This is a genomic window from Mesorhizobium sp. G2-6-1 (assembly GCF_055809095.1).
The window spans coordinates 1,145,579-1,164,993 of record NZ_CM147896.1 but is presented as its reverse complement, the minus strand read 5'-3'; the positions used below and the strand labels follow the sequence as shown (position 1 = coordinate 1,164,993).

At 57.7% G+C, this 19,415-nt stretch carries 14 protein-coding genes and 1 pseudogene; 5 read left to right on the top strand and 10 right to left on the bottom strand.

Features of this window, described 5'->3' with window-relative positions; genetic code table 11:
• Nucleotides 1-43: 43 nt before the first annotated feature.
• A complete protein-coding gene (locus AC0L7S_RS05545; RefSeq protein WP_473474190.1) occupies nt 44-841 on the bottom strand; it encodes a transporter substrate-binding domain-containing protein in 798 nt (265 codons plus the stop codon).
• Nucleotides 842-1,208: 367 nt separating this feature from the next.
• On the opposite strand from AC0L7S_RS05545, the gene AC0L7S_RS05540 reads away from it, so the two are divergent.
• Nucleotides 1,209-1,877 carry an SH3 domain-containing protein gene (locus tag AC0L7S_RS05540; RefSeq protein WP_473473442.1) on the top strand — a complete coding sequence of 223 codons (669 nt, stop codon included), beginning with the start codon at nt 1,209-1,211 and terminating at the stop codon, nt 1,875-1,877.
• Nucleotides 1,878-1,922: 45 nt separating this feature from the next.
• Here AC0L7S_RS05540 and AC0L7S_RS05535 read toward each other — a convergent pair whose 3' ends face one another.
• Both AC0L7S_RS05535 and AC0L7S_RS05530 read right to left on the bottom strand, forming a co-directional pair.
• A complete protein-coding gene (locus AC0L7S_RS05535; protein WP_473473441.1) occupies nt 1,923-2,669 on the bottom strand; it encodes an SDR family oxidoreductase in 747 nt (248 codons plus the stop codon).
• Between the two features lie 41 nt (nt 2,670-2,710).
• Nucleotides 2,711-4,185: pseudogene (locus AC0L7S_RS05530) on the bottom strand (aldehyde dehydrogenase family protein).
• A 199-nt stretch (nt 4,186-4,384) separates the two neighbouring features.
• Between AC0L7S_RS05530 and zwf the strand changes: the two are divergent.
• The 3 genes from zwf to edd all read left to right on the top strand — a co-directional run bounded on the left by zwf (nt 4,385) and on the right by edd (nt 8,501).
• Nucleotides 4,385-5,854 (top strand): glucose-6-phosphate dehydrogenase, encoded by a 1,470-nt coding sequence (zwf, locus tag AC0L7S_RS05525; protein ID WP_473473440.1) that lies wholly within the window; start codon nt 4,385-4,387, stop codon nt 5,852-5,854.
• Between the two features lie 2 nt (nt 5,855-5,856).
• Complete coding sequence (gene pgl / locus AC0L7S_RS05520) at nt 5,857-6,555, top strand: 6-phosphogluconolactonase (protein ID WP_473473439.1); 699 nt, start codon at nt 5,857-5,859, stop codon at nt 6,553-6,555.
• Nucleotides 6,556-6,677: 122 nt separating this feature from the next.
• Nucleotides 6,678-8,501: a phosphogluconate dehydratase gene (gene edd / locus AC0L7S_RS05515; protein WP_473474189.1), complete on the top strand. Its 1,824-nt coding sequence runs from the start codon at nt 6,678-6,680 to the stop codon at nt 8,499-8,501.
• 84 nt (nt 8,502-8,585) lie between these two features.
• Here the strand turns inward: edd and AC0L7S_RS05510 are convergent, their stop codons facing one another.
• The 4 genes from AC0L7S_RS05510 to AC0L7S_RS05495 all read right to left on the bottom strand — a co-directional run bounded on the left by AC0L7S_RS05510 (nt 8,586) and on the right by AC0L7S_RS05495 (nt 14,824).
• Nucleotides 8,586-10,247, bottom strand: a complete 1,662-nt coding sequence (locus AC0L7S_RS05510) for a vWA domain-containing protein (protein ID WP_473473438.1) — start codon at nt 10,245-10,247, stop codon at nt 8,586-8,588.
• A 362-nt stretch (nt 10,248-10,609) separates the two neighbouring features.
• Nucleotides 10,610-11,578 (bottom strand): GlxA family transcriptional regulator, encoded by a 969-nt coding sequence (locus AC0L7S_RS05505; protein WP_473474188.1) that lies wholly within the window; start codon nt 11,576-11,578, stop codon nt 10,610-10,612.
• A 58-nt stretch (nt 11,579-11,636) separates the two neighbouring features.
• Nucleotides 11,637-12,536, bottom strand: coding sequence for a bifunctional methylenetetrahydrofolate dehydrogenase/methenyltetrahydrofolate cyclohydrolase FolD (gene folD, locus AC0L7S_RS05500; protein ID WP_473473437.1), 900 nt, complete (start codon nt 12,534-12,536; stop codon nt 11,637-11,639).
• Between the two features lie 113 nt (nt 12,537-12,649).
• Complete coding sequence (locus AC0L7S_RS05495) at nt 12,650-14,824, bottom strand: GumC family protein (RefSeq protein WP_473473436.1); 2,175 nt, start codon at nt 14,822-14,824, stop codon at nt 12,650-12,652.
• A gap of 251 nt (nt 14,825-15,075) precedes the next feature.
• On the opposite strand from AC0L7S_RS05495, the gene AC0L7S_RS05490 reads away from it, so the two are divergent.
• Nucleotides 15,076-16,371, top strand: coding sequence for a lipopolysaccharide biosynthesis protein (locus AC0L7S_RS05490; protein WP_473473435.1), 1,296 nt, complete (start codon nt 15,076-15,078; stop codon nt 16,369-16,371).
• A gap of 27 nt (nt 16,372-16,398) precedes the next feature.
• Here the strand turns inward: AC0L7S_RS05490 and AC0L7S_RS05485 are convergent, their stop codons facing one another.
• The 3 genes from AC0L7S_RS05485 to AC0L7S_RS05475 are packed head-to-tail and all read right to left on the bottom strand — an operon-like array spanning nt 16,399 to nt 19,285.
• Complete coding sequence (locus tag AC0L7S_RS05485; RefSeq protein ID WP_473473434.1) at nt 16,399-17,325, bottom strand: DUF6492 family protein; 927 nt, start codon at nt 17,323-17,325, stop codon at nt 16,399-16,401.
• Complete coding sequence (locus AC0L7S_RS05480) at nt 17,322-18,116, bottom strand: WecB/TagA/CpsF family glycosyltransferase (protein ID WP_473473433.1); 795 nt, start codon at nt 18,114-18,116, stop codon at nt 17,322-17,324. Before AC0L7S_RS05480 ends, AC0L7S_RS05485 begins: the two co-directional genes overlap by 4 nt.
• Complete coding sequence (locus tag AC0L7S_RS05475) at nt 18,113-19,285, bottom strand: glycosyltransferase (RefSeq protein ID WP_473473432.1); 1,173 nt, start codon at nt 19,283-19,285, stop codon at nt 18,113-18,115. Before AC0L7S_RS05475 ends, AC0L7S_RS05480 begins: the two co-directional genes overlap by 4 nt.
• Nucleotides 19,286-19,415 lie beyond the last annotated feature (130 nt).

Here is a 19,415-nt window from a genome sequence, read left to right as displayed (position 1 = left end):
GGGCATCAGACAGACCGTCGTCGGTCTCAATTATAGGAGCGATTCAGTAGAAACTGACGGGAAAATAGCGCAGATAAAGCTCTGCGAAGGTTCCCTTGGCCGAGATTTCCTGAAGTGCGTAATTGATCGCCGCGACGAGATCGGGATCGCTGATTTTCGTCGCCACCGTCATGCCGGTCCCGAGATATTCGGGCGCAATGTAGGGACCGCCCGCAAAGCGGCAGCAACCATCCGCATCCGCGCCTGCCAGCCAGAAGGAAAGGCGCATGCCGTCGCCGAACGCCGCATCGATCTTTCCGGACTTCAGCTCCGCGTAGAGCTTATCGGGTGTTGAAAACGGGATGATGCTTACTGAATTGAAATAGTCGCGCAACATCCGTTCATGGGCAGAGCCAGCCACAACGCCGATGCGCTTGCCACGCAATTTGTCGTAGATCGGCTCCTTCAGGGCTTTTGCCTTTGGCATGACGAAGCGTGCAGGAAATTGCAAATAAGGTCTTGAAAATGCGAATTTCTTTCTTGATTCTTGCGACACCGCCATGCCCGCAATGATGGCTTCGCCCTCGCGTTTTTCCAGCGCGTCGCCAAGTTCGGCCCAAGGCATCGCCTGAATCTGGCATTTGTCCGAAATACCGAGTTCCGCGCAAATGGCGCGCGCAAGATCGATGTGAAAGCCGGAAAGCCGGCCGCGGTTATCGATAAAGTTGAATGGCGCAAAGTCGGTGGTGGTCAAGAACCTCAGGCGCGGCAATGCGGAAAGGTCAGGCTTTGCCAAACGCTCCTTTGCGTCCCAGAAGATCGGCACCTGTGGTTGCGCCGCGTTCAAATTGACGCCGCTCATCAACAAGCCGGCCAGCACGACCGACAAGGCGATCAGGTTCCGCAATGGCACGAACCGCATTCCTCATCCTCTCATTTCAGACGTCTTGTCGTACGAAATCGGCGAGATCACAAGTTTCCTCGTAAAGCACGAAGCCGCCCGATGCTCTGAAGTGCGTTGCAGGAATTCCTCGATGCGCGCCGCGCTCGATTTTCCTTTCCAAAAATGGCGCAGTGATGCCACAATTCGTCCTACAATAGGGGTTGCAGATGGCGCGTACGGAAAAAATTTGCCAAACTGCCAGTTGAGAGTGCCGAGACCGACGCGGATCAGGTTGGGTTATTCCGGCCTTGGTCGATAGAAAGTTGGCTCGTTTGGAGGTGACAAGTTGAGAGGGTTCCCGGGTTTCGGCAAACCGAAACAGCAACGCTTTTCCATGCAGTATGGATATAGCGCGCGCCGTTCCATGTGGCATGAAGTGAAGATGCATGCTCATCTGGTGATCGCCGGGATTGGTACCGTGTCGCTTATTGGTGTTGCCGCCATGGCATTTTGGCTGGCGATGCCGCCCGGGGAGCAACCGGCTTTTGCCGGAAGCGAAAAGCCGGTGCAAGCGGAGTCTGCCACGCCGCCCGCCTCGACGGTGGCGGTCATGCCCCAATCAGCAACAGCGGAAATCGACGGCCAACCCCAGACGCCTGTTGTGCCGAAGATGGACCCGGAGGCTGCGGCTGCGATTGCAGTACCGGCGGTGAAGTCTGCAACGAGCAGTGCAGGGGCTTCCCAGGACCCCGCGAAAACAGCCGCCATTCCCACGACGCGGCCAGAGCGGTCGCAACAACCGATAGCCAGCGCACAAGAAGAAAGCGGACAAGAAACGGGGCGCATCTTGCGTGCGGTAACAATGCGCACCGGCCCGAAGAAGAGTGCATCGGCAATCGGCACAGTGCCCGCCAAGACATCCGTGCAGGTGATTTCGTGCAGCAAGTGGTGCCAGATTATCTACAAAGACAAGCGCGGTTTCATCTATAAGAGCTTTTTGCAGCGCGGCGGCTGATAGCCCTGAGATCGCTCACCTGTAACCCCGCGCACCTGTAACCGCTCAAATGCAGCGGCCGCCATCCACCTCCAATGCCACACCGGTAATGAACGCGGCCTCGTCCGAGGAGAGCCAAAGCGCAGCATTGGCTATGTCGAGCGGTGTAGACAAGCGGCCAAGCGGGATGGATGCACGAAAATTTTCGCGAATTTCGGGCGTGTCGGCTCCCATGAATTTTTCAAGCATCCCGGTTTCACCGGCAACCGGGCACAGGCAGTTGACGCGTATATTGTGAGGCGCAAGCTCCACCGCCATCGACTTGGTCGCGGTGATCGCCCAACCCTTTGAGGCATTGTACCAGGTAAGGCCGGGCCGGGGCCTCAAGCCCGCGGTCGAGGCGGTATTGAGGATGATGCCGCCACCCTGGCGTTGCATGCTTGGCACAACGGCAAGTGCCGCGTGATAGATCGCCTTCATATTGACGGAGGTGATGAGATCGAACGTGCTCTCATCGACATCGAGCATATCGCCATTGCGGTGCGTGTATCCGGCATTGTTGACCATGATATCGATACGCCCGAAGGCGCTCTTGGCCGCATCGATCATCGCTTCGACGTCGGAGCGTTGCGAAACATCGGTTGTGACGGCTAGCGCGCGCTTGCCGATTTCAGCGGCGACCTGTTCGGCCTTTTTCGCATTGAGATCGGCGACCACGACGCTGGCGCCTTCCTCGGCAAAGCGTTTGGCCATTCCTTGGCCAAACCCGGATGCTGCTCCGGTTATGACGGCAACCTTGTCTTTCAGTCTCATTCTCTTTCCTGCCCTTGATCCAGTAATTTCAATTTCGTATCTCATCCATGATTGAACACGATGGTTTTCGTGGCTGACATGTCGTAGAGCGCATCGAAGCCTTTTTCACGGCCATGCCCCGATCTCTTGAAGCCGCCAAATGGAAGCTCGATCCCGCCGCCCGCACCATAGCCATTGACGTAGACTTGACCGGATCGAACGCGCTTTGCCACACGATGCTGGCGTGCGCCGTCCCTTGTCCACACGCTCGCGACAAGCCCGAAATCCGTGCCATTGGCCAGGCGAATAGCCTCTTCCTCGTCGTCGAAAGCAAACAGCGCAAGAACAGGCCCAAAACCTCCTCACGCGCGATCACGGCATTTGCATCGACCGGACCAAACAGGACCGGTGCGAAATAGTAGCCGCTGGCCGGGGCGTCGGGGTGGATGGTGCCATGTGCCAGTACAGCTACGCCGGCATCTTCAGCCTGCGCAACCATCGAAGAAACCCGCTGCAATTGTTTCGGGTTTATCAGTGCGCCAAGGTCGAGGTCGGCATTGTGCGGGCCGGCAACCAGCGCGGAAAAGCGTTGGGCAAGGGCTGCGGCGATTTCATTGTAGATCGGCCGTTCAAGCAGCACACGGCTTCCCGCGGAGCAGGTCTGCCCGCCATTTTGAATGATCGCGTTGACCAGCACTGGCACCGCCTTGTCGAGGTCGGCATCGCAAAAGACGATCTGCGGCGACTTGCCGCCGAGTTCCATGGTAACGCCGCGATTGTTGCGCGCAGCCGCTTGCTGGATCGCCGTGCCCGTTGCCGGCGATCCGGTGAAGGTGACGTAGTCGACGCCTTCATGCGCCGAGAGTGCTGCTCCCGCTTCGTTGCCATAGCCGGTGATGACGTTGAAAACACCCTTGGGAAAACCCGCATCAAGCGCCAATTGCGCCATGCGGATGGCTGTCAGCGAGGCGTCTTCGGCAGGCTTGACGACCAGCGTATTGCCCATGGCAAGGGCTGCCCCGGCAACGCGCGCCAGAATTTGCAGCGGGTAGTTCCACGGAATAATGCCGGCGACCACGCCATGCGGTTCGCGCAAGGTCAACGCCGTGTAACCATCGAGAAAGGGGATGGTGTCGCCGTGAATCTTGTCGCCCGCGCCGCCATAGAATTCAAAATAGCGCACGGTTGCAGCAACATCGGCATGGCCCTGCCTGATCGGCTTTCCTGTGTCGCGGGCTTCGAGGGCGGCCAGTTCAGCACCATTTTCCTCGATGATCCCCGAAAGTCTGGTCAGCAGGCGCCCCCGTTCAACCGCGCTCATTCTTGCCCATGGGCCATCGTCGAATGCGCTGCGCGCCGCACGAACCGCCTGATCGACATCCACGGCCTGCGAGGCTGGAATGGAGGCGAATACCGCACCATCCGATGGGCAAATCACGTCGATCCGTTTGCCTGAAATGGCATCGACCGCTTCGCCGTCGATGATTTGCCGAAAGCTTTGCTCCCCGGCAGTCGTCTTCGCCAAAGCTTCATTCATCGCAAATATCTCCTTTGGCGTTGTCACTACACCGTCACTATGGTGCAACTGCGAGGTCTCTCGCAACTATCGCCTGTCGCCATCATGGTGGCTTGGCCCAGTAACAATGCCTGATGTGTGACACGATGGCACTGGTAAAATTAAATCGATTAGATTATATCGGGCGTGTCACGCAAAGCGGTTGCAATACGGACGAACCATGACCAGTCAGATCATCCCCGTCGATCCATTCGACTTCATCATCTTTGGTGGCACCGGCGATTTGTCGGAGCGCAAGCTTCTGCCATCGCTCTATTATCGCCAATGTGACCACCAGTTTTCCGAACCGACCCGTATCATCGGCACTTCGCGGTCGAAGATGACCGATAAGGAATTTCAGAACTTCGCCAAGCAGGCGATCACCGACCATGTCGCGGCGTCCGATATCGATGACAAGGAACTGAAAACCTTTCTGTCACGCCTGTCCTACGTTTCAGCCGATGCGACAAGCGGGACCGGTTTTGACAAGTTGAAAAAGGCCATCGGCAACAGCGACAGCATCCGCGCCTTTTATCTGGCGGTTGCGCCTGCTCTGTTCGGCGACATTTCGCACAAGCTGAAAGAGCACAAGCTCATCACGCCCACCTCGCGCATCGTGCTGGAAAAGCCGATTGGCCGCGATCTTGCATCGGCGCGCGCATTGAATGATCTCGTCGGGGACGACTTTAACGAAAGCCAGATTTTCCGCATCGACCATTATCTCGGCAAGGAAACGGTGCAAAACCTGATGGCGTTGCGTTTTGCCAATGCGCTCTATGAGCCATTGTGGAATTCGGCGCATATCGACCATGTCCAGATCACGGTTGCCGAAACCGTGGGGCTGGAAGACCGCGTTACCTATTACGACAAGGCCGGTGCGCTGCGCGATATGGTGCAAAACCACATGCTGCAACTTCTCTGCCTGGTTGCCATGGAAGCGCCGTCTTCAATGGATGCCGATGCGGTGCGTGACGAAAAACTCAAGGTGCTGCATGCGCTCAAACGCGTCAACGGCAACGAAGCGCCCAAACAGACAGTGCGCGGCCAGTACCGCGCCGGTGCCTCCGCCAATGGCGCTGTCAAAGGCTATGTCGACGAACTCGGCAAGGAAAGCGGCACCGAAACCTTCGTCGCCATCAAGGCGGAAATCGCCAATTGGCGCTGGGCTGGGGTGCCTTTCTATCTGAGGACCGGCAAGCGACTGGCATCGCGCGTTTCGGAAATCGTCATCGAGTTCAAGCCTATACCGCACTCGATTTTTGGTGACGGCGCCGGTCCGATTTTCGCCAACCAACTGGTTATCCGCCTGCAACCCGATGAGGGCGTCAAACAATATATCATGATCAAGGACCCGGGGCCGGGAGGGATGCGGCTTCGCCAGATCCCGCTCGACATGAGCTTTGCGCAATCGTTCGACGGGCGCGCACCCGATGCCTATGAGCGGTTGATCATGGATGTGGTGCGTGGCAACCAGACATTGTTCATGCGCCGCGACGAGGTTGAGGCAGCGTGGAACTGGATAGACCCGATCCAGAACGCCTGGGAAAATGCCCGTCAGGAAGCGCAAGGCTATACGGCAGGAACATGGGGCCCTTCGGCTTCGATTGCCTTGATCGAGCGTGACGGGCGCACCTGGCACGAGAGCAATTAGGTATGGGCGCAAACTACCATTGGAATGCGTTTTCCAGCCGCGCCGAATTGGCGCAAGCCTTGGCCACGAAGGTTTCCGACCTGTTGGCGGCTGCGATTGAGAAGCGTGGAACGGCCTTTCTGGCTGTATCGGGCGGTACCACACCGGCTGAATTTCTCGCCGCACTTTCGCGAAAGAAAATGGCGTGGGACAAGGTGATTGTCACGCTTGTCGATGAGCGTTTCGTGCCAGCTTCATCGCCGCGTTCGAATGCCGGGCTTATCAAGGCCAGGCTTCTGCAAAACGAGGCTGCAACTGCTCACTTTGTGCCGCTTTACCAAAAAGCGGAAAGCGTCGCAGATGCCGCCATCTGCGATGATGCGCAATTGCGCTCGCTGTCATGGCCGCTTGATGTTGTCATCCTCGGCATGGGAACCGACGGCCACACGGCGTCGTTCTTTCCCGACGCGGATAATCTCGACACTTTGCTCGATCCCGCATCGACCAAGATCGTGCTGCCTGTAAATGCGCCAAGTGCGGGCGAACCAAGGTTGACGCTGGCGGCAGCGCGCATTGCCGAGGCGCGTTTTGTGGCGCTGCATATCGAGGGCGAGAACAAACGTGCGGCTTTCGAGCAGGTCATGGCAGCAGGCGCGTCCAAGCCTGTGCGTGCCGTGATCGAAGCCTTGCCAAAGCCCGTCGAGGTATTCTGGGCGGATTAATGCATGTCGCCCAAAAGTGTGCAGCGGTTTTGGGACACCGGCATGCATGAAGCAAGACGCATGTCGCCCAAAAGTGTAGAGCGGTTTTGGGACTTCGAATATGGCTAGAAGGAATGACGAAGATGACAGCCAGACGAGATATTCAAGCTATAACTGACCGCATTTGCGAGCGCTCGAAAACCGGACGTGAGACTTATCTTGGCCGGATCACTGAAGCGGCAAGCCGGGGCGCCAATCGCGGTGTGCTTTCCTGTGGCAATCTTGCGCATGGTTTTGCCGTTTGCAGCCCTTCGGAAAAGATCGCGCTTGGCGGCGACCGGGTGCCCAATCTCGGCATCATCACCGCCTATAACGACATGCTGTCGGCCCACCAGCCATTCGAGACATTCCCCGCGCTGATAAAGCAGGCGGCAACAGAAGTTGGCGGCATTGCCCAGGTGGCCGGTGGAGTGCCGGCCATGTGCGACGGTGTCACGCAAGGCCAGCCGGGCATGGAATTGTCGCTGTTCTCGCGCGACGTGATTGCCATGGCGGCGGCGGTCGGTCTGTCGCACAATATGTTCGATGCGGCGGTCTTTCTCGGCGTGTGCGACAAGATCGTGCCGGGTCTGGTGATTGCCGCGCTAAGCTTCGGTCATTTGCCGGCTATATTCATTCCCGCCGGGCCAATGGCCAGCGGTATGCCCAATGACGAAAAGGCGAAGGTGCGTCAACTCTATGCCGAGGGCAAGGTGGGACGCCCTGAGCTGCTTGAGGCGGAATCGAAATCCTATCACGGGCCGGGCACCTGCACCTTTTACGGTACGGCAAACTCCAACCAGATGTTGATGGAGGTCATGGGTCTGCATACGCCCGGCGCTTCCTTCGTCAATCCCGGCACACCGTTGCGCGACGCGTTGACCAGAGAAGCAGCCAAGCGTGCATTGGCGATTACGGCGCTTGGCAATGCCTACACGCCGGTTGGCCGCATGATCGACGAGCGCGCCATCGTCAACGGCATCGTCGGCCTGCTTGCTACCGGTGGCTCCACCAATCACACCATTCATCTCATCGCCATGGCCGCGGCAGCGGGAATAAGCATTACATGGCAGGACATTTCCGATCTTTCCGATCACGTCCCGCTGCTGGCGCGCGTTTATCCCAATGGCCTCGCAGATGTGAACCATTTCAATGCGGCAGGCGGCATAGGCTTTCTCATTCGCGAATTGCTCGATGCCGGTTTATTACATGAAGACGTGCAGACCGTGTGGGGCGATGGCTTGCGGCGCTTCACCGTCGAGGCTCGTCTGGGTAGCGATGGTTCCGTGGTGCGAGAGCCATCACCGCGCGAAAGCGGAAATGAGAATGTGCTCGCGCCATTTTCCAAGGCGTTTCAGCCGACAGGCGGCTTGAGAGTGCTTTCGGGAAATATCGGCCATGCCATCATCAAGACATCGGCGGTCAAGGAGGAGCGGCGGGTGATCGAGGCTCCAGCCAGGGTTTTCGATAGCCAGCATGAGTTGAACGAGGCGTTTCAGGCAGGCCGGCTTGAAGGCGATTTCATTGCCGTCATCCGTTTTCAGGGGCCGAAAGCCAATGGCATGCCTGAATTACACAAGCTGACCACTGTGCTTGGCGTGTTGCAGGATCGCGGCCAGCATGTGGCATTGGTAACAGATGGGCGCATGTCGGGCGCGTCCGGCAAGGTGCCTGCCGCCATCCATGTGACCCCCGAAGCATTGGAAGGCGGGCCGATTGGCAAGATCGTCGACGGAGACATTATTCGTCTGGACGCGGCGGCGGGAACGCTGGAAATTCTGGTGCCTGCCGGTGATCTGGCACTGAGGCCGCTCGCCGAAGTCGATCTCTCGGCTAACGAATTCGGCTTTGGCCGCGAACTGTTCGTCGGCTTCAGGCAACTCGTCGCGCATGCCGACCACGGTGCCAGCGCTTTTGGAACTGCGTGATCGCCAGCGTTTCAACGAAACTTGCTTCAATGAAAAAGGGCGGCTCAAACCGCCCCTTCTTGCCATCAATGATGCGGCTTTTGATCAGGGAACGGTAACCTCTGTCCGTTCACCAGCCGTAACGGTTGCGGTTGCCTCAGTTGTGCCGCCATCGTCTGGCAGGTTCTTTACGACCACATAGTCGCCGGCGGGCATCGTTTGCTGCCAGCTATCGCCGTAATTGAGGCCGAAGGCTTGCCTCTTGCCCTGAACATCTTTCTTGGCTGAGAACAGTTCGATGCTGTGGGCACCGGGTGCGTTCATTGCCAGAACGCCGCCATTGAGGATTGCCGTGACATTGCCGGTCTCACCGGCTTTCACCGTGAAGGGTTGTTCCACAATCGCCTGATCCAGTTCAGCCACGGCAACATAGTCTCCGGGCGGAAGATCGAATTTGCTGTCGGGACCATAGGCGCGCTCGACATCGTCGCGCGAGCCGTCAATCTTCTTCTTTGCCTTGAGGATGCGGAAGCTGATGCCCGAAGCTTCCACGCGTTCTCCGTCTTCGGCGTAGAGTGCGTTGACGACAACATGGCCGACGCCGACAACCATGTCTTTCTCGATCGTCTGGCCAGCATTCAGTTGAACGGTTTCGCTTGCGCTTCCCGTGCCAATGCTGACCGTGATCTTCTGTTCGCCTGCCGGCACAACCAGTTTGACGTTGCCATAGTTGGTTGCGTTCCCGCCGGGATAGGCAAGGTCGACCCGTGCACCGGCATCGATATCGCCGTCCGCACTCGGGCGTGGATGAATGATCACCGTGCCAGCATTGAGAACGAAAGCCGGATCATAGGTTTGACCGTCCTCGATCACGAGTTTCTGTTCGGCCTGAGCTTCGCCAAGGCGTGCAACGACGACATAGGAACCCGGTTCGAGCGAACCCTTGTAATCATCGTAATGCGTGTCCAGCCGTTCGCCGCGTGAGCCATCCGCATCGGCCTTGTAAATCTCCCAGCTATTTCCCTCTTTGACGAGATCGCCACCGGTTGTCAGCGCAAGGCTCGGCGTGAAATTGAACTCCGGTTTGGCGGGTTGCGGTGCAGGCACGGGTTCCGGTTCAGGGGCGGGCGCGGGTTCAGGCTCAGGGGCGGCAACCACCGTCTCGGTCAATGCGTTCTTCAAGGCATTCTCGTCCGATGCCTGAATATATTTTCCGCCGGTATTTTCAGCCAGACAAGCGACTTGTTTGCCTTCATCCGCAGTCAGTCCGAAACCGACCACATCCACCGTAAAGTCGATGCCTTTCGCCGCAAGTTCCTTGCCAAGCGCGCACGGATCGGCCTCGCAGGTTTCAAGCCCGTCGGTGATGAGAATGACTTTCGCTTTGTCTTGCGTGTATTTCAGTGCCTCGGCGGCCTGGCGGACGGCGGCGGTCAATGGCGTCTTGCCCAGGAATTTCAGGTTCTCGGTAGCCGTTGAAATGGCATCGGCAGAACCGGATTGCGGCGGCACGATCAACTCGATGTCTTCGCAACTGCCCTTCTCGCGATGACCATAGGCCATGAAGCCGATCTCCTGGCTGGCAGGAATCGTTTGAAGCACGGCCTTCAGCGATGTGCGGGCAATCTCCTGTTTTGGCTTGCCGTCGATCTGGCCCCACATGGAGCCGGACGCATCCAGAATGATGATGGTGCGCTGCGCCGCCACAGACGGCATGGCAGTTGCCAGAAGCATGAGAAGGCCAAGCATGTTGCGTAGAAGCGCCATCGCCAGTTACCCTTTTTCGGTGCGTTGAGGTGGCAAGCTAGAGCAATTCCAGGAAAAGTGTCGTGCGGTTTTCCGTCTGGAATTGCGTATAACAGATACTTGGAGCATCTCGACGGTTCCATCAAAACCGAAACGCTCTAGTGGTGGATTTGAAGTTCTCTACATTTTATTTCGAGGTCATTGATGCGAATTTTGAATCCAAAAACCACACTGGAATCATGAGTTTACCAGTGTCCTTGTCGAATCCGAGATCCGTACAGCGCCCCTCGAACAATGAAGTGAATTTCAGATTCGCGACACTAGCGAAGCCGCTGATGGCTGACAAGCCACCCCGGTAGTGAGAAATCAGCGCACCCGATGCTCTAATAGGTTGTTCGGCGCTCCTCGGAAGGCGGGCGGCCAAACAGGAGGCGGTAACTCTGCGCGAAATATGAGTGTGAAGTGAACCCTGTGACGATGGCCACATCAAGGATGGGCAAATTGGTCTGGCGCAGCAGTTCGCGCGCCCGTTCCAGCCTCAGGCGCATGTAATAGCGGCCTGGAGTGACGCTGAGATGACGCAGGAAAAGACGTTCGACCTGGCGAACCGATATTCCCACCGATTTCGCCAATTGCACGGCTGACAACGGTTCGTCGAGATGGTCGGCCATCAGTTCGACGATGCGGCGCAGCTTCTCTGATTTGCCGGTGAGATCGCGCTCGGGCCCGACGCGCTGGCGGTCCACGGCGGAACGAATGCGCTCATGCTGGAACTGGTTGGCCACGCCATTGGCGACATTCGCACCGAAGTCGGTACGCACGATTTCGAGCATCAGGTCGATGGAGGTCGTGCCGCCTGCACATGTGTAGCGCTTGCGGTCGATCTCGAAAACATTGCCTGTGCAATCGATGTCAGGGAAGCGTTCAACGAAACCGGCGCGGTTTTCCCAGTGGATCGTGCAACGATAACCGTCAAGCTGGCCTGCCTCGGCAAGAAGATAAGAGCCAACCGACAGCGCCCCGAGCGCGCCGCCGCGCCGGCCCCAACTGCGTAATGCGCCCAAAACCTTGCTCTTGCCGGGAAATTCCGTGTTCAGCCCGACAGCAACGAAGACGATATCGACCGGCGGCATGTCGGCCACGCTGTAGTCGATCTTGATTGGCAGGCCGTTCGAGGCAATGACCGGATCACCGTCCGCCGAAACTGTCGTCCAGCCGTAAAAGTCATGCCCGGCGATACGGTTTGCCGATCGAAACGTATCTATCGCTGCCGCGAGCGAGAACATCGAAAATTTGTCAACGAGCAAAAACGCGAACTGACGGCCAGTTTGAACGAGGTCTTCGCTCGCCATTGGTTCAACAGGAATTGGCGTCGTCGGCAAGAGATATGCTTTCTGCGGTTGGAGAAATTCAGAAGGATGGCCGTTTCAGTCCGGCTGCAAGATAGGCCGAAACGACGGTATTTGCCATTAGCATGGCAATGGTCATCGGGCCAACGCCTCCCGGAACAGGCGTAATCGCCCCCGCAACCGCAGCGGCTTCCTCATAGGCGACATCGCCGACAAGGCGTGTTTTGCCTTCGCCTTTTTCTGGTGCCGGGATGCGGTTGATTCCCACGTCGATGATCGTTGCGCCTGGCTTTACCCAGTCGCCCTTGACCATTTCAGGCCGCCCGACTGCGGCAACGAGAATATCGGCGGTGCGGGCAAGTGCGGGCAGGTCGCGTGTGCGGCTATGTGCGATGGTAACGGTGCAATTGGCTGCCAGGAGAAGATTGGCCATCGGCTTTCCAACGATGTTGGAGCGGCCAAGCACCACCGCGCTAAGGCCGGAAAGATCCTTGCCACGCACCCGCTCGATCAACAGCATCGAACCGGCGGGCGTACAGGGCACGAAGGCCGTTTCGGTTTCACCAGTGCCAAGCTTGCCGACATTGATGAAATGAAATCCATCGACATCCTTGTCCGGGGCAATGGATTGGATGACCTTACCGGCATCTATGTGGGCTGGGAGCGGCAACTGCACCAGAATTCCATGAATGTTGGGGTCGTTATTGAGGTCGTCAATCAACCCCAGCAGCGCAGGCTCAACCGTGTCGGCTGGCAGGGTGTGCTGGACGGAAAGAAAGCCGCACGCCTTGGCTGTCCGTGATTTCGAGGCAACATAGACCTGGCTTGCAGGGTCTTCTCCAACGATAACCACGGCAAGACCGGGCTGTTTCTTGCCCGATTCCGTAAGTTCTGCGGTCAGCGTCGTGACCTTGGCGACGACATCGCCAGCCACTTTCTTGCCATCAATAACTTCCGCCACGTCTCACTCCCAAAAACATGCTGCTTGGTGTGGCATATGCATGAATGATCGTCGGCGCAATCCCGACAATGCGCCGTCTTATGCCGTAAACTCCAAAGGTCGGCGGTTTTGTCTTAAAAATAGCGGCGGCGGGTGCGGCTTGCGCTCAATTCGCGCACCTCATCACGAAATTCACGCAGACTGGCGCGTATTTCGTCGATCGAGGCTTGTTGATCCACGAAAGGCCGGTCGCGCTCACCATCATCTATCTGCGATTGCCACGTTTTTGCTTCCACCTGCCGCCCATGATCGCCACTGTCCAGCGCATGATGCGCGCTCGGGGATGCCATATATGGCGAGCGATCGTCGGCGTCTTTCCTGCGAATTGGCCGGTCATCGGGTTGCGGCTTACGTTTGCGCTCGCGCATTCCAGCGGTGTTGCGCAGGCTTTCATAAGCCCCGCGCATGGCGCCCAGGCCAACGCCCGCTGCAAATCCCAGCAACAATCCGGCAAGCGCCACGATTGCCCGCGATGGGCCGTTGGGTTCAAGCGGTGCGAATGCCTTGGAAATGACGTTGACATTGGCGGTGTTGATATCGCGTTGCTCGCCGGTTTCCTTGGAACGCAGAAGATAGGCTTCATAGACGGAGCGCTTGGCGCTGGCTTCACGCTCGAATTCTCTCAGCGTAACCAGATCGTTGTTGACGTTGCCGCTTCGCACTTTCAACTGTGCAAGGCGCGCCGAGAGTTCCTGTTCGAGCTGAACAGCGCGCTTGAGATCGACCTGCAACGAGGACGCGATGCGGCGCAGTTCTCCAGCTATCCGGTCCCGCGCCCCGGCCAACTGGGCGTCGAGCGCACGGCGTTCAGGGTGGCGCGGACCTAGCCGTACGGCAGCGCGGTCGGCCTCCTGCTTGAGCGTTGCATATTGCGAACGCAAGTCGGACATGGCGTTGGAATTGACTTCCTCTGGCAAAGTGCCGCCCAGCACCGAATCGACGCTGACGTTGCGCGCCGAAGCTGCGCGGGCATTCAATTCCAGTGTCCGGGCGCGCGCGATAGAAAGCTGCTCGTTGAGTTTCAGGAGTTCGTCGTCGGAAATCAAACGCCCCTGCGCGTCGATCAAGTCGTGTGAAGCCCGGAAGTTTTCCACCTTGCGTTCGGCGGCCTCGACATTGCTGCGCAGTTCATCAAGGCGGGCCGTCAATTCGTCGGTTGCGCGCCCGGCCGTATTGGACTGGATCTGGCCGTAGGTCTGCAGGAACACATCGGTCATCGTATTGGCGATGAGCGCCGACTTCTCGCCATTTTCGGTGATCGCACTGACCGTGATGACGAAAGTTTTACCGCTGCGGTCAACGCTGACGCGCTCTGCCAGATTGCTGACGGCAAGTGCTCGACGCCGAACCTTGTCGACGCTGGCGGGGCCGTCATTGCCCGACAACAGCGAGCGGATCAGAGATAGCGTGCCGGGACTGCCCCCTTCGCCATTGAATTCGGGATCGTTGACGAGGTTGAGCTTGTCGACAACCTTGTTCAACACGGTCCCCGAAGTGAGCACACGCATCTGGTTTTCGACAAGTGCAAGCGTCGCATCCGAGGCGATGACGGATTGGGTAAGGTCACGCTCCGTCAATTTGAGGTCGCGCGGATCGACAATCAGTTCGGTTGAGGCCTCATATTTCTTCGGCGTCGACAGGGCTATCGACACACCGATTACCGCCCCCAATATGGTCATGGCCACGATCAGCATTTTTGAGCGCCCAATGCCGCCAATCACCAGCATAGGGTCGATAAGCGGTTTCCATTGGTCCTGCGGCGCATCAGCCGAATGATGCTCAAAACCGGCATCGGTCTGGGCAGTTCGAATACGCGAAGATGACGGCTCGAGCGGTAATTGGGCCGATGGTGCGGCTTCTAACCTCTCAACCTGCCCGGTTTCCGGCGTTTCCAATTTGTTGGGTTTGGCCGACACATCCCGCGCCCGTTTCAGCCGTGCCCATTTCGGCACCAGTCCGGCAAATAAGGCCTGCTTGCCGCTATCCTCATGTTCGCCAGACTGCTGGAACTCTTCGGTGTCGGGTTTTTCATGTTCAGCGTCTGCCTCACCGACCGATGCTGCCGACGGATGGTTGGAATTGGCTTCTTGCCGGAGAATGGCTCGCTCACGCGTCGCCGAAGTGGAGCGCGGGGCAATGGAAAGCAAAGAAACGGCGGGTGCGTTCGGATCATCGCCGCGCATGGCGCGCCCCAGTGCCAGCAGCGAACGCTCACGATTCCTGTCTTCGCGATCCGATCTGTCGTCCATTGCTTTGGGTATCACCTTTGGTCGCCGGCGAACGGCTGCCAACGTTCGTTAAGTCAGGCTAGAGTCTGTTGAGCATCAACATACGAAGCCGGGTGTGCTGATGCTCAACAGACCCTAAACAGGCATGGAAAACAAAACGTTAATTTTGTCTGGTTTTGCACCTCCTGGCTCGCCGTTTGATGAAATTTATTCGACCTTGTCGCCCCATCCAGAACGGCACATTAAACATTGATGTTTAGCCTTGGACGATAATGACGCAGACCAGCGATATATCCCGACGGGGAACGCTTGTCCGGCTTGGCATGTTCATTGCCGATCGCCGGGGGGTCGTTCGCGACTATCTTTCGGCAATCAGCGGCGCTGGCGGCCGGTTGGTCTTCTCGCTTGTCTATTTCGTCGTTTTAGCCAACACGCTTTCGATTGCAGAATTTGGCATGTTTGCCACCGCGTCGGCCGCAGGCGTCATGTTGTCGCGCATCCTCGCATTCGGCTTCATTTCCGCGCTTTATCGGACAGCCACGATCCGTCCGAACCTGATCGGGACATTCACCGTCGGCTTTGGCCTTCTCGGTTTCCTGTCGCTGCCACTTTTAGCCGCCGTTGCCTTTGCAGTGTATCTGGCCTTCTTCATGGGCATCGTAGCACTTCCGGTTTTCGCCATGATTGTCACCGCCGAAGCCTTGTTGTGGCGTCCTGTCGAGGTCGTGATGATCGTCAACAACGGGCTTGGAAAATTCGGCCGCGCAGCACTATTGGCTATTTTGGCAACAGCCTTGAGAGCACTTGGTGCGGTTTTGTTCATGCTGTCGGCGGCGCATTCGTTGCAGGCGTGGGCATGGTTCTACATCGGGGCAAATGGAGCGTCGCTGCTTGTCGCAGGCGTCTTTTTCTATCCCAGACAGAGGCTGCGCATGAGATGGGCGCTCTACCGGCGTCGCATCGCCGATTCCGTCTATGTCGCCGGTGCTGAGGTTCTGTTCTATCTACAGATGGAGTTCGACAAATTGCTGGTGTTGGCGATTGGCGGCGCGCATCTTGCTGGCATTTACGCCATCGTCATGCGCCTCGTCGACCTGACGGCGATCCCGATACGCACATTTTCCATGATGCTGGTGCAACGAATGATGCGCGCACCGCAGATGCTGTCGCGCATGATTGTCAGAATTGGCATAGAAGGCGGCATTTTTGCGGTATCAACACTAGCTCTGGTCGGGCTGGGCGGTGTCCTGCATTTCTTTCCCAATGCGCTTGGCAAAAATGTCGCGCAAGCCGCGCCATTGGTCCTTCTGGCGCTTTGCGTACCGGGCTTGCGCAATTTGGTCGAATATCAGGCAGAACTCTTGTTCGCGCGCGGCCAGACCTTGGTCAGGGCGCTCAATCTCGCCTTGCTCGCCGGCTTGAAAGCGGTTTTGCTGTGCACCATCCTGATATGGTTCAGCGCAACACCTGATCTTGTCGTGTCGCTGAATATCGTCTTCCTCCTGCTTTATCTGGCCTCGGCGCTCCTCACCTATTCAGCGATGCGCCAACCACCCAAGCCGGTCTGATCCGCAATCCTCTCCAGCGTATAAATTTCAGATTTTTGAGTCGAGCAGGCGGCGAATGCGGCCGACATCGGTTCCGATGAAGGATTGCATGCCGATCGCCACCTGTTGCGGCGTCATGGCATTGATGAAAGCGCGAAATGCGTCGTCCGAGAGCGCCTCGCCGGTCCAATGGACACGACAGAACTCCTCCCCATCATGGAAATGCCCCTGGTCGTTCAGCACTTCATCCACAAACCGGCCATAGATCATGCATTCCGAGAATTTTCGATTTTTCCCGATCGTTTCGACCCAGCCATGGCCATGTGTCTCCTCGATGCGGGCACACATTGCCAATACGGTATCTGTGCGCCACGCGATCAGTGTCGAGATATAGTCGTGTGGCGACAATGACGGCGTGGCAATGCCAAGCACTTTACCGGCATTGCGTGACCAGACGTGATGATCGCCTTGCGGTCCGGTGGCCAATGCGTCGTCGCGTCGAAAAAGGCGAACCTTTCCGTCCCGCCAGAAAACGCTGCTGTCGAAGGCTTTCAAAAATGTGACATCGGAATCGCAGTAAATCAGGACGTCCTCGCGCGCATGGTGAGCAATGGCGATGCGCCGAAGTTGCTGCACATGCCAGCCACGCAAAGGCTTTGTCTTGAAACTCAGCCAGATGCGGCGGCGAAACAGGCTGGCCGGGTCGTCCAGCGCGTGTAGCCAGCGCGGCAGCAGATCCCGTTCATCGACGACAGTCCGACGTGGCCCCTCCAACTGGCGAAACAAGGCCACGTCTCGATGTTCAACGAGAATATAATGTTGGCCAACACCGGTCACGTAGCGGTCAAGTGTTTCACATAGCAGGCGGCACCGCTCGAAGTCGGGTGCGTAGCTCGCCGTTACAAAAGCAAATGTTGGCGCGGGCAAAAGCGGAGCCAGTTTAGTGGCTTCCTTCGGATCGAACCGGTTGTTCACCGCGGCTCTCCAACCGGCTCCGGCCGCCGCGAAAGCTTCTGGCGCGCGACGCGCCATAAAAACAGCGGATTGCCGACAATATAGCGTCGCCACATGCGGCCCGGCTCCAACAACAGTCTGAAAACCCATTCGAGGCGAAGGCGGCGCATCCACAGCGGCGCACGCGGTACTGATCCGCTCATGAAATCAAGCAGCGCACCCACAGCGATTGGCAGCGTGCAATGGCGTTCATCGATATTGCGCGCAATCCATAATTCCTGACGTGGCACGCCCATGGCGACCAGCAGGATATCCGGGCGCAAGGTGGCAATCCGGTTGATGATTTCCGGCTCTTCATTGGCCGAGAAAAAGCCGTCGTGAATGACAGCGAAACTATGCTGGGGCGACAATGCGTGCAGCTTGTCTGACGCGGCCTCCGCATTGGCCCTGGTCGTGCCAAGCAAGCCGATCGTCAAGGGACGGATCGAGGCTTGCAGGAAAGCGGGCACAAAATCGGTCCCATTGAGATTGGCGGGGAAGGGTGCGCCATAGAGCATTTTGGCTGCAATATCGACGCCGATGCCGTCAGGCAGGATGAGAAAATCGTCAAGAGCATTGGCGAATGTTGCATCGGTGTAGGCGATATTGGCGTTGTGGGCGTTCAGAAAACTCACTTTTGTAAAGCGCCGGTCGTCCAGCATCCGCGTCAAAAGCGAAATTGCCTGATGCCAACCGACACTGACGACGGGAATGCCAAGGATCGATTTCCAGGCATTGAGGCCGAACGCCGCGCGTGCTGCATGCACATTCATGCGAACACCTCCTGCCTTGAGCAACTGATCGTTCGCAGGCCGTCAATTATCGCGTCGTCCAGCGCCTTGAGCTGGCGCATGTGAAAGGCGGTGCCGTCAACGTCACCAACCGCGCCTGATGAAGCCGCAATCAAGGCATTTGCAAAGGCGACAGGATCATCAGTAACCACGCAATTTTCCGGTCGGTAGTCGATGCCGCGCAACGAACGGCTGGTCGCGACCGAGGGCAGGCCAAGTTCGAATGTCTCGATGGTTTTCAACTGCACGCCGCTGCCGGCGGTGCTGATGAGCGGAATGACGCGAGCGCTGCGCACGAATTCTCGGGCATCAGGCACTCGGCCGACAAATTCGACGCCGGGATGTGATGATGAGAGCCCGGCAGGCGCACGACCCGCAATTTTTAGCCGAAAACTTGCCGGTAGATGCGCAACGACATTGTTGAGGAACCAGTCAAGCCCAATGCGGTTGGGTTGCCAGGTCCATGTGCCGATCAGCGCGGCATCGCAATCGACATGGCGTGGCGTTTTTCTGGGCACAGTCGATGTCGTCACCAACGGCAAGACGTGCGATTTCTGATTGGAGGCGACGCCGAGTGCCACGCTGTCTTCCTGAGCCAGCGTAAAGACGAAATTGGCCTTGGCGCACAGGCGCTCTTCAACGCGCTTCACAAGCCGTGCTTCGCGCCGATACACCATGCGCAGCAATGGGTTTCGGGTAGAAGCCGCATTTTCGAGCGCGGAGCGATGCTCGACATTGTGCGCGACAAAGATTGTCGGCTTGTCATTGAAAAGCCCTTCGAACGCACCGGCGAACTGGACCGAATTCAGCACGTAGGCGTCGAAAGGACCGGCGCGTTGAATGGTTGATTTGACGTCCTCATCGGCGATCACCCGCAGTTTCACTGACGTGAATGTAAGCCCTGAGAGAATGGCATTGGCGATCCACGCAAGTTTTTGAACGCTTGACGCACTTTCGGTGCGCACATCGACGCTGCCCAGGACGATGGTGTTATCCGGGTCGATGGCGGGCTTGCCGGGCCAGGTAAAACCGATCACCGTGACGTTCGCACCCGCTCGCCGCAACGCGGCAATGATTGCCGCATTGGCGATTTCGTATCCTGAGGCAAGGGCGCCGTCTGGCACGATTGATGTGACGAATAGCAGGTTCATGTTACCTTGGCATCTAGCAAAGGTCGGGTGAAGCCTTGATTAAACAGGAGGCTACAATGCCGGAATTTGGCAGGATCGGCGTCATTGCCGTCGAAGGTGATTAACGAAGCGTTATCATCGCGATGCTATC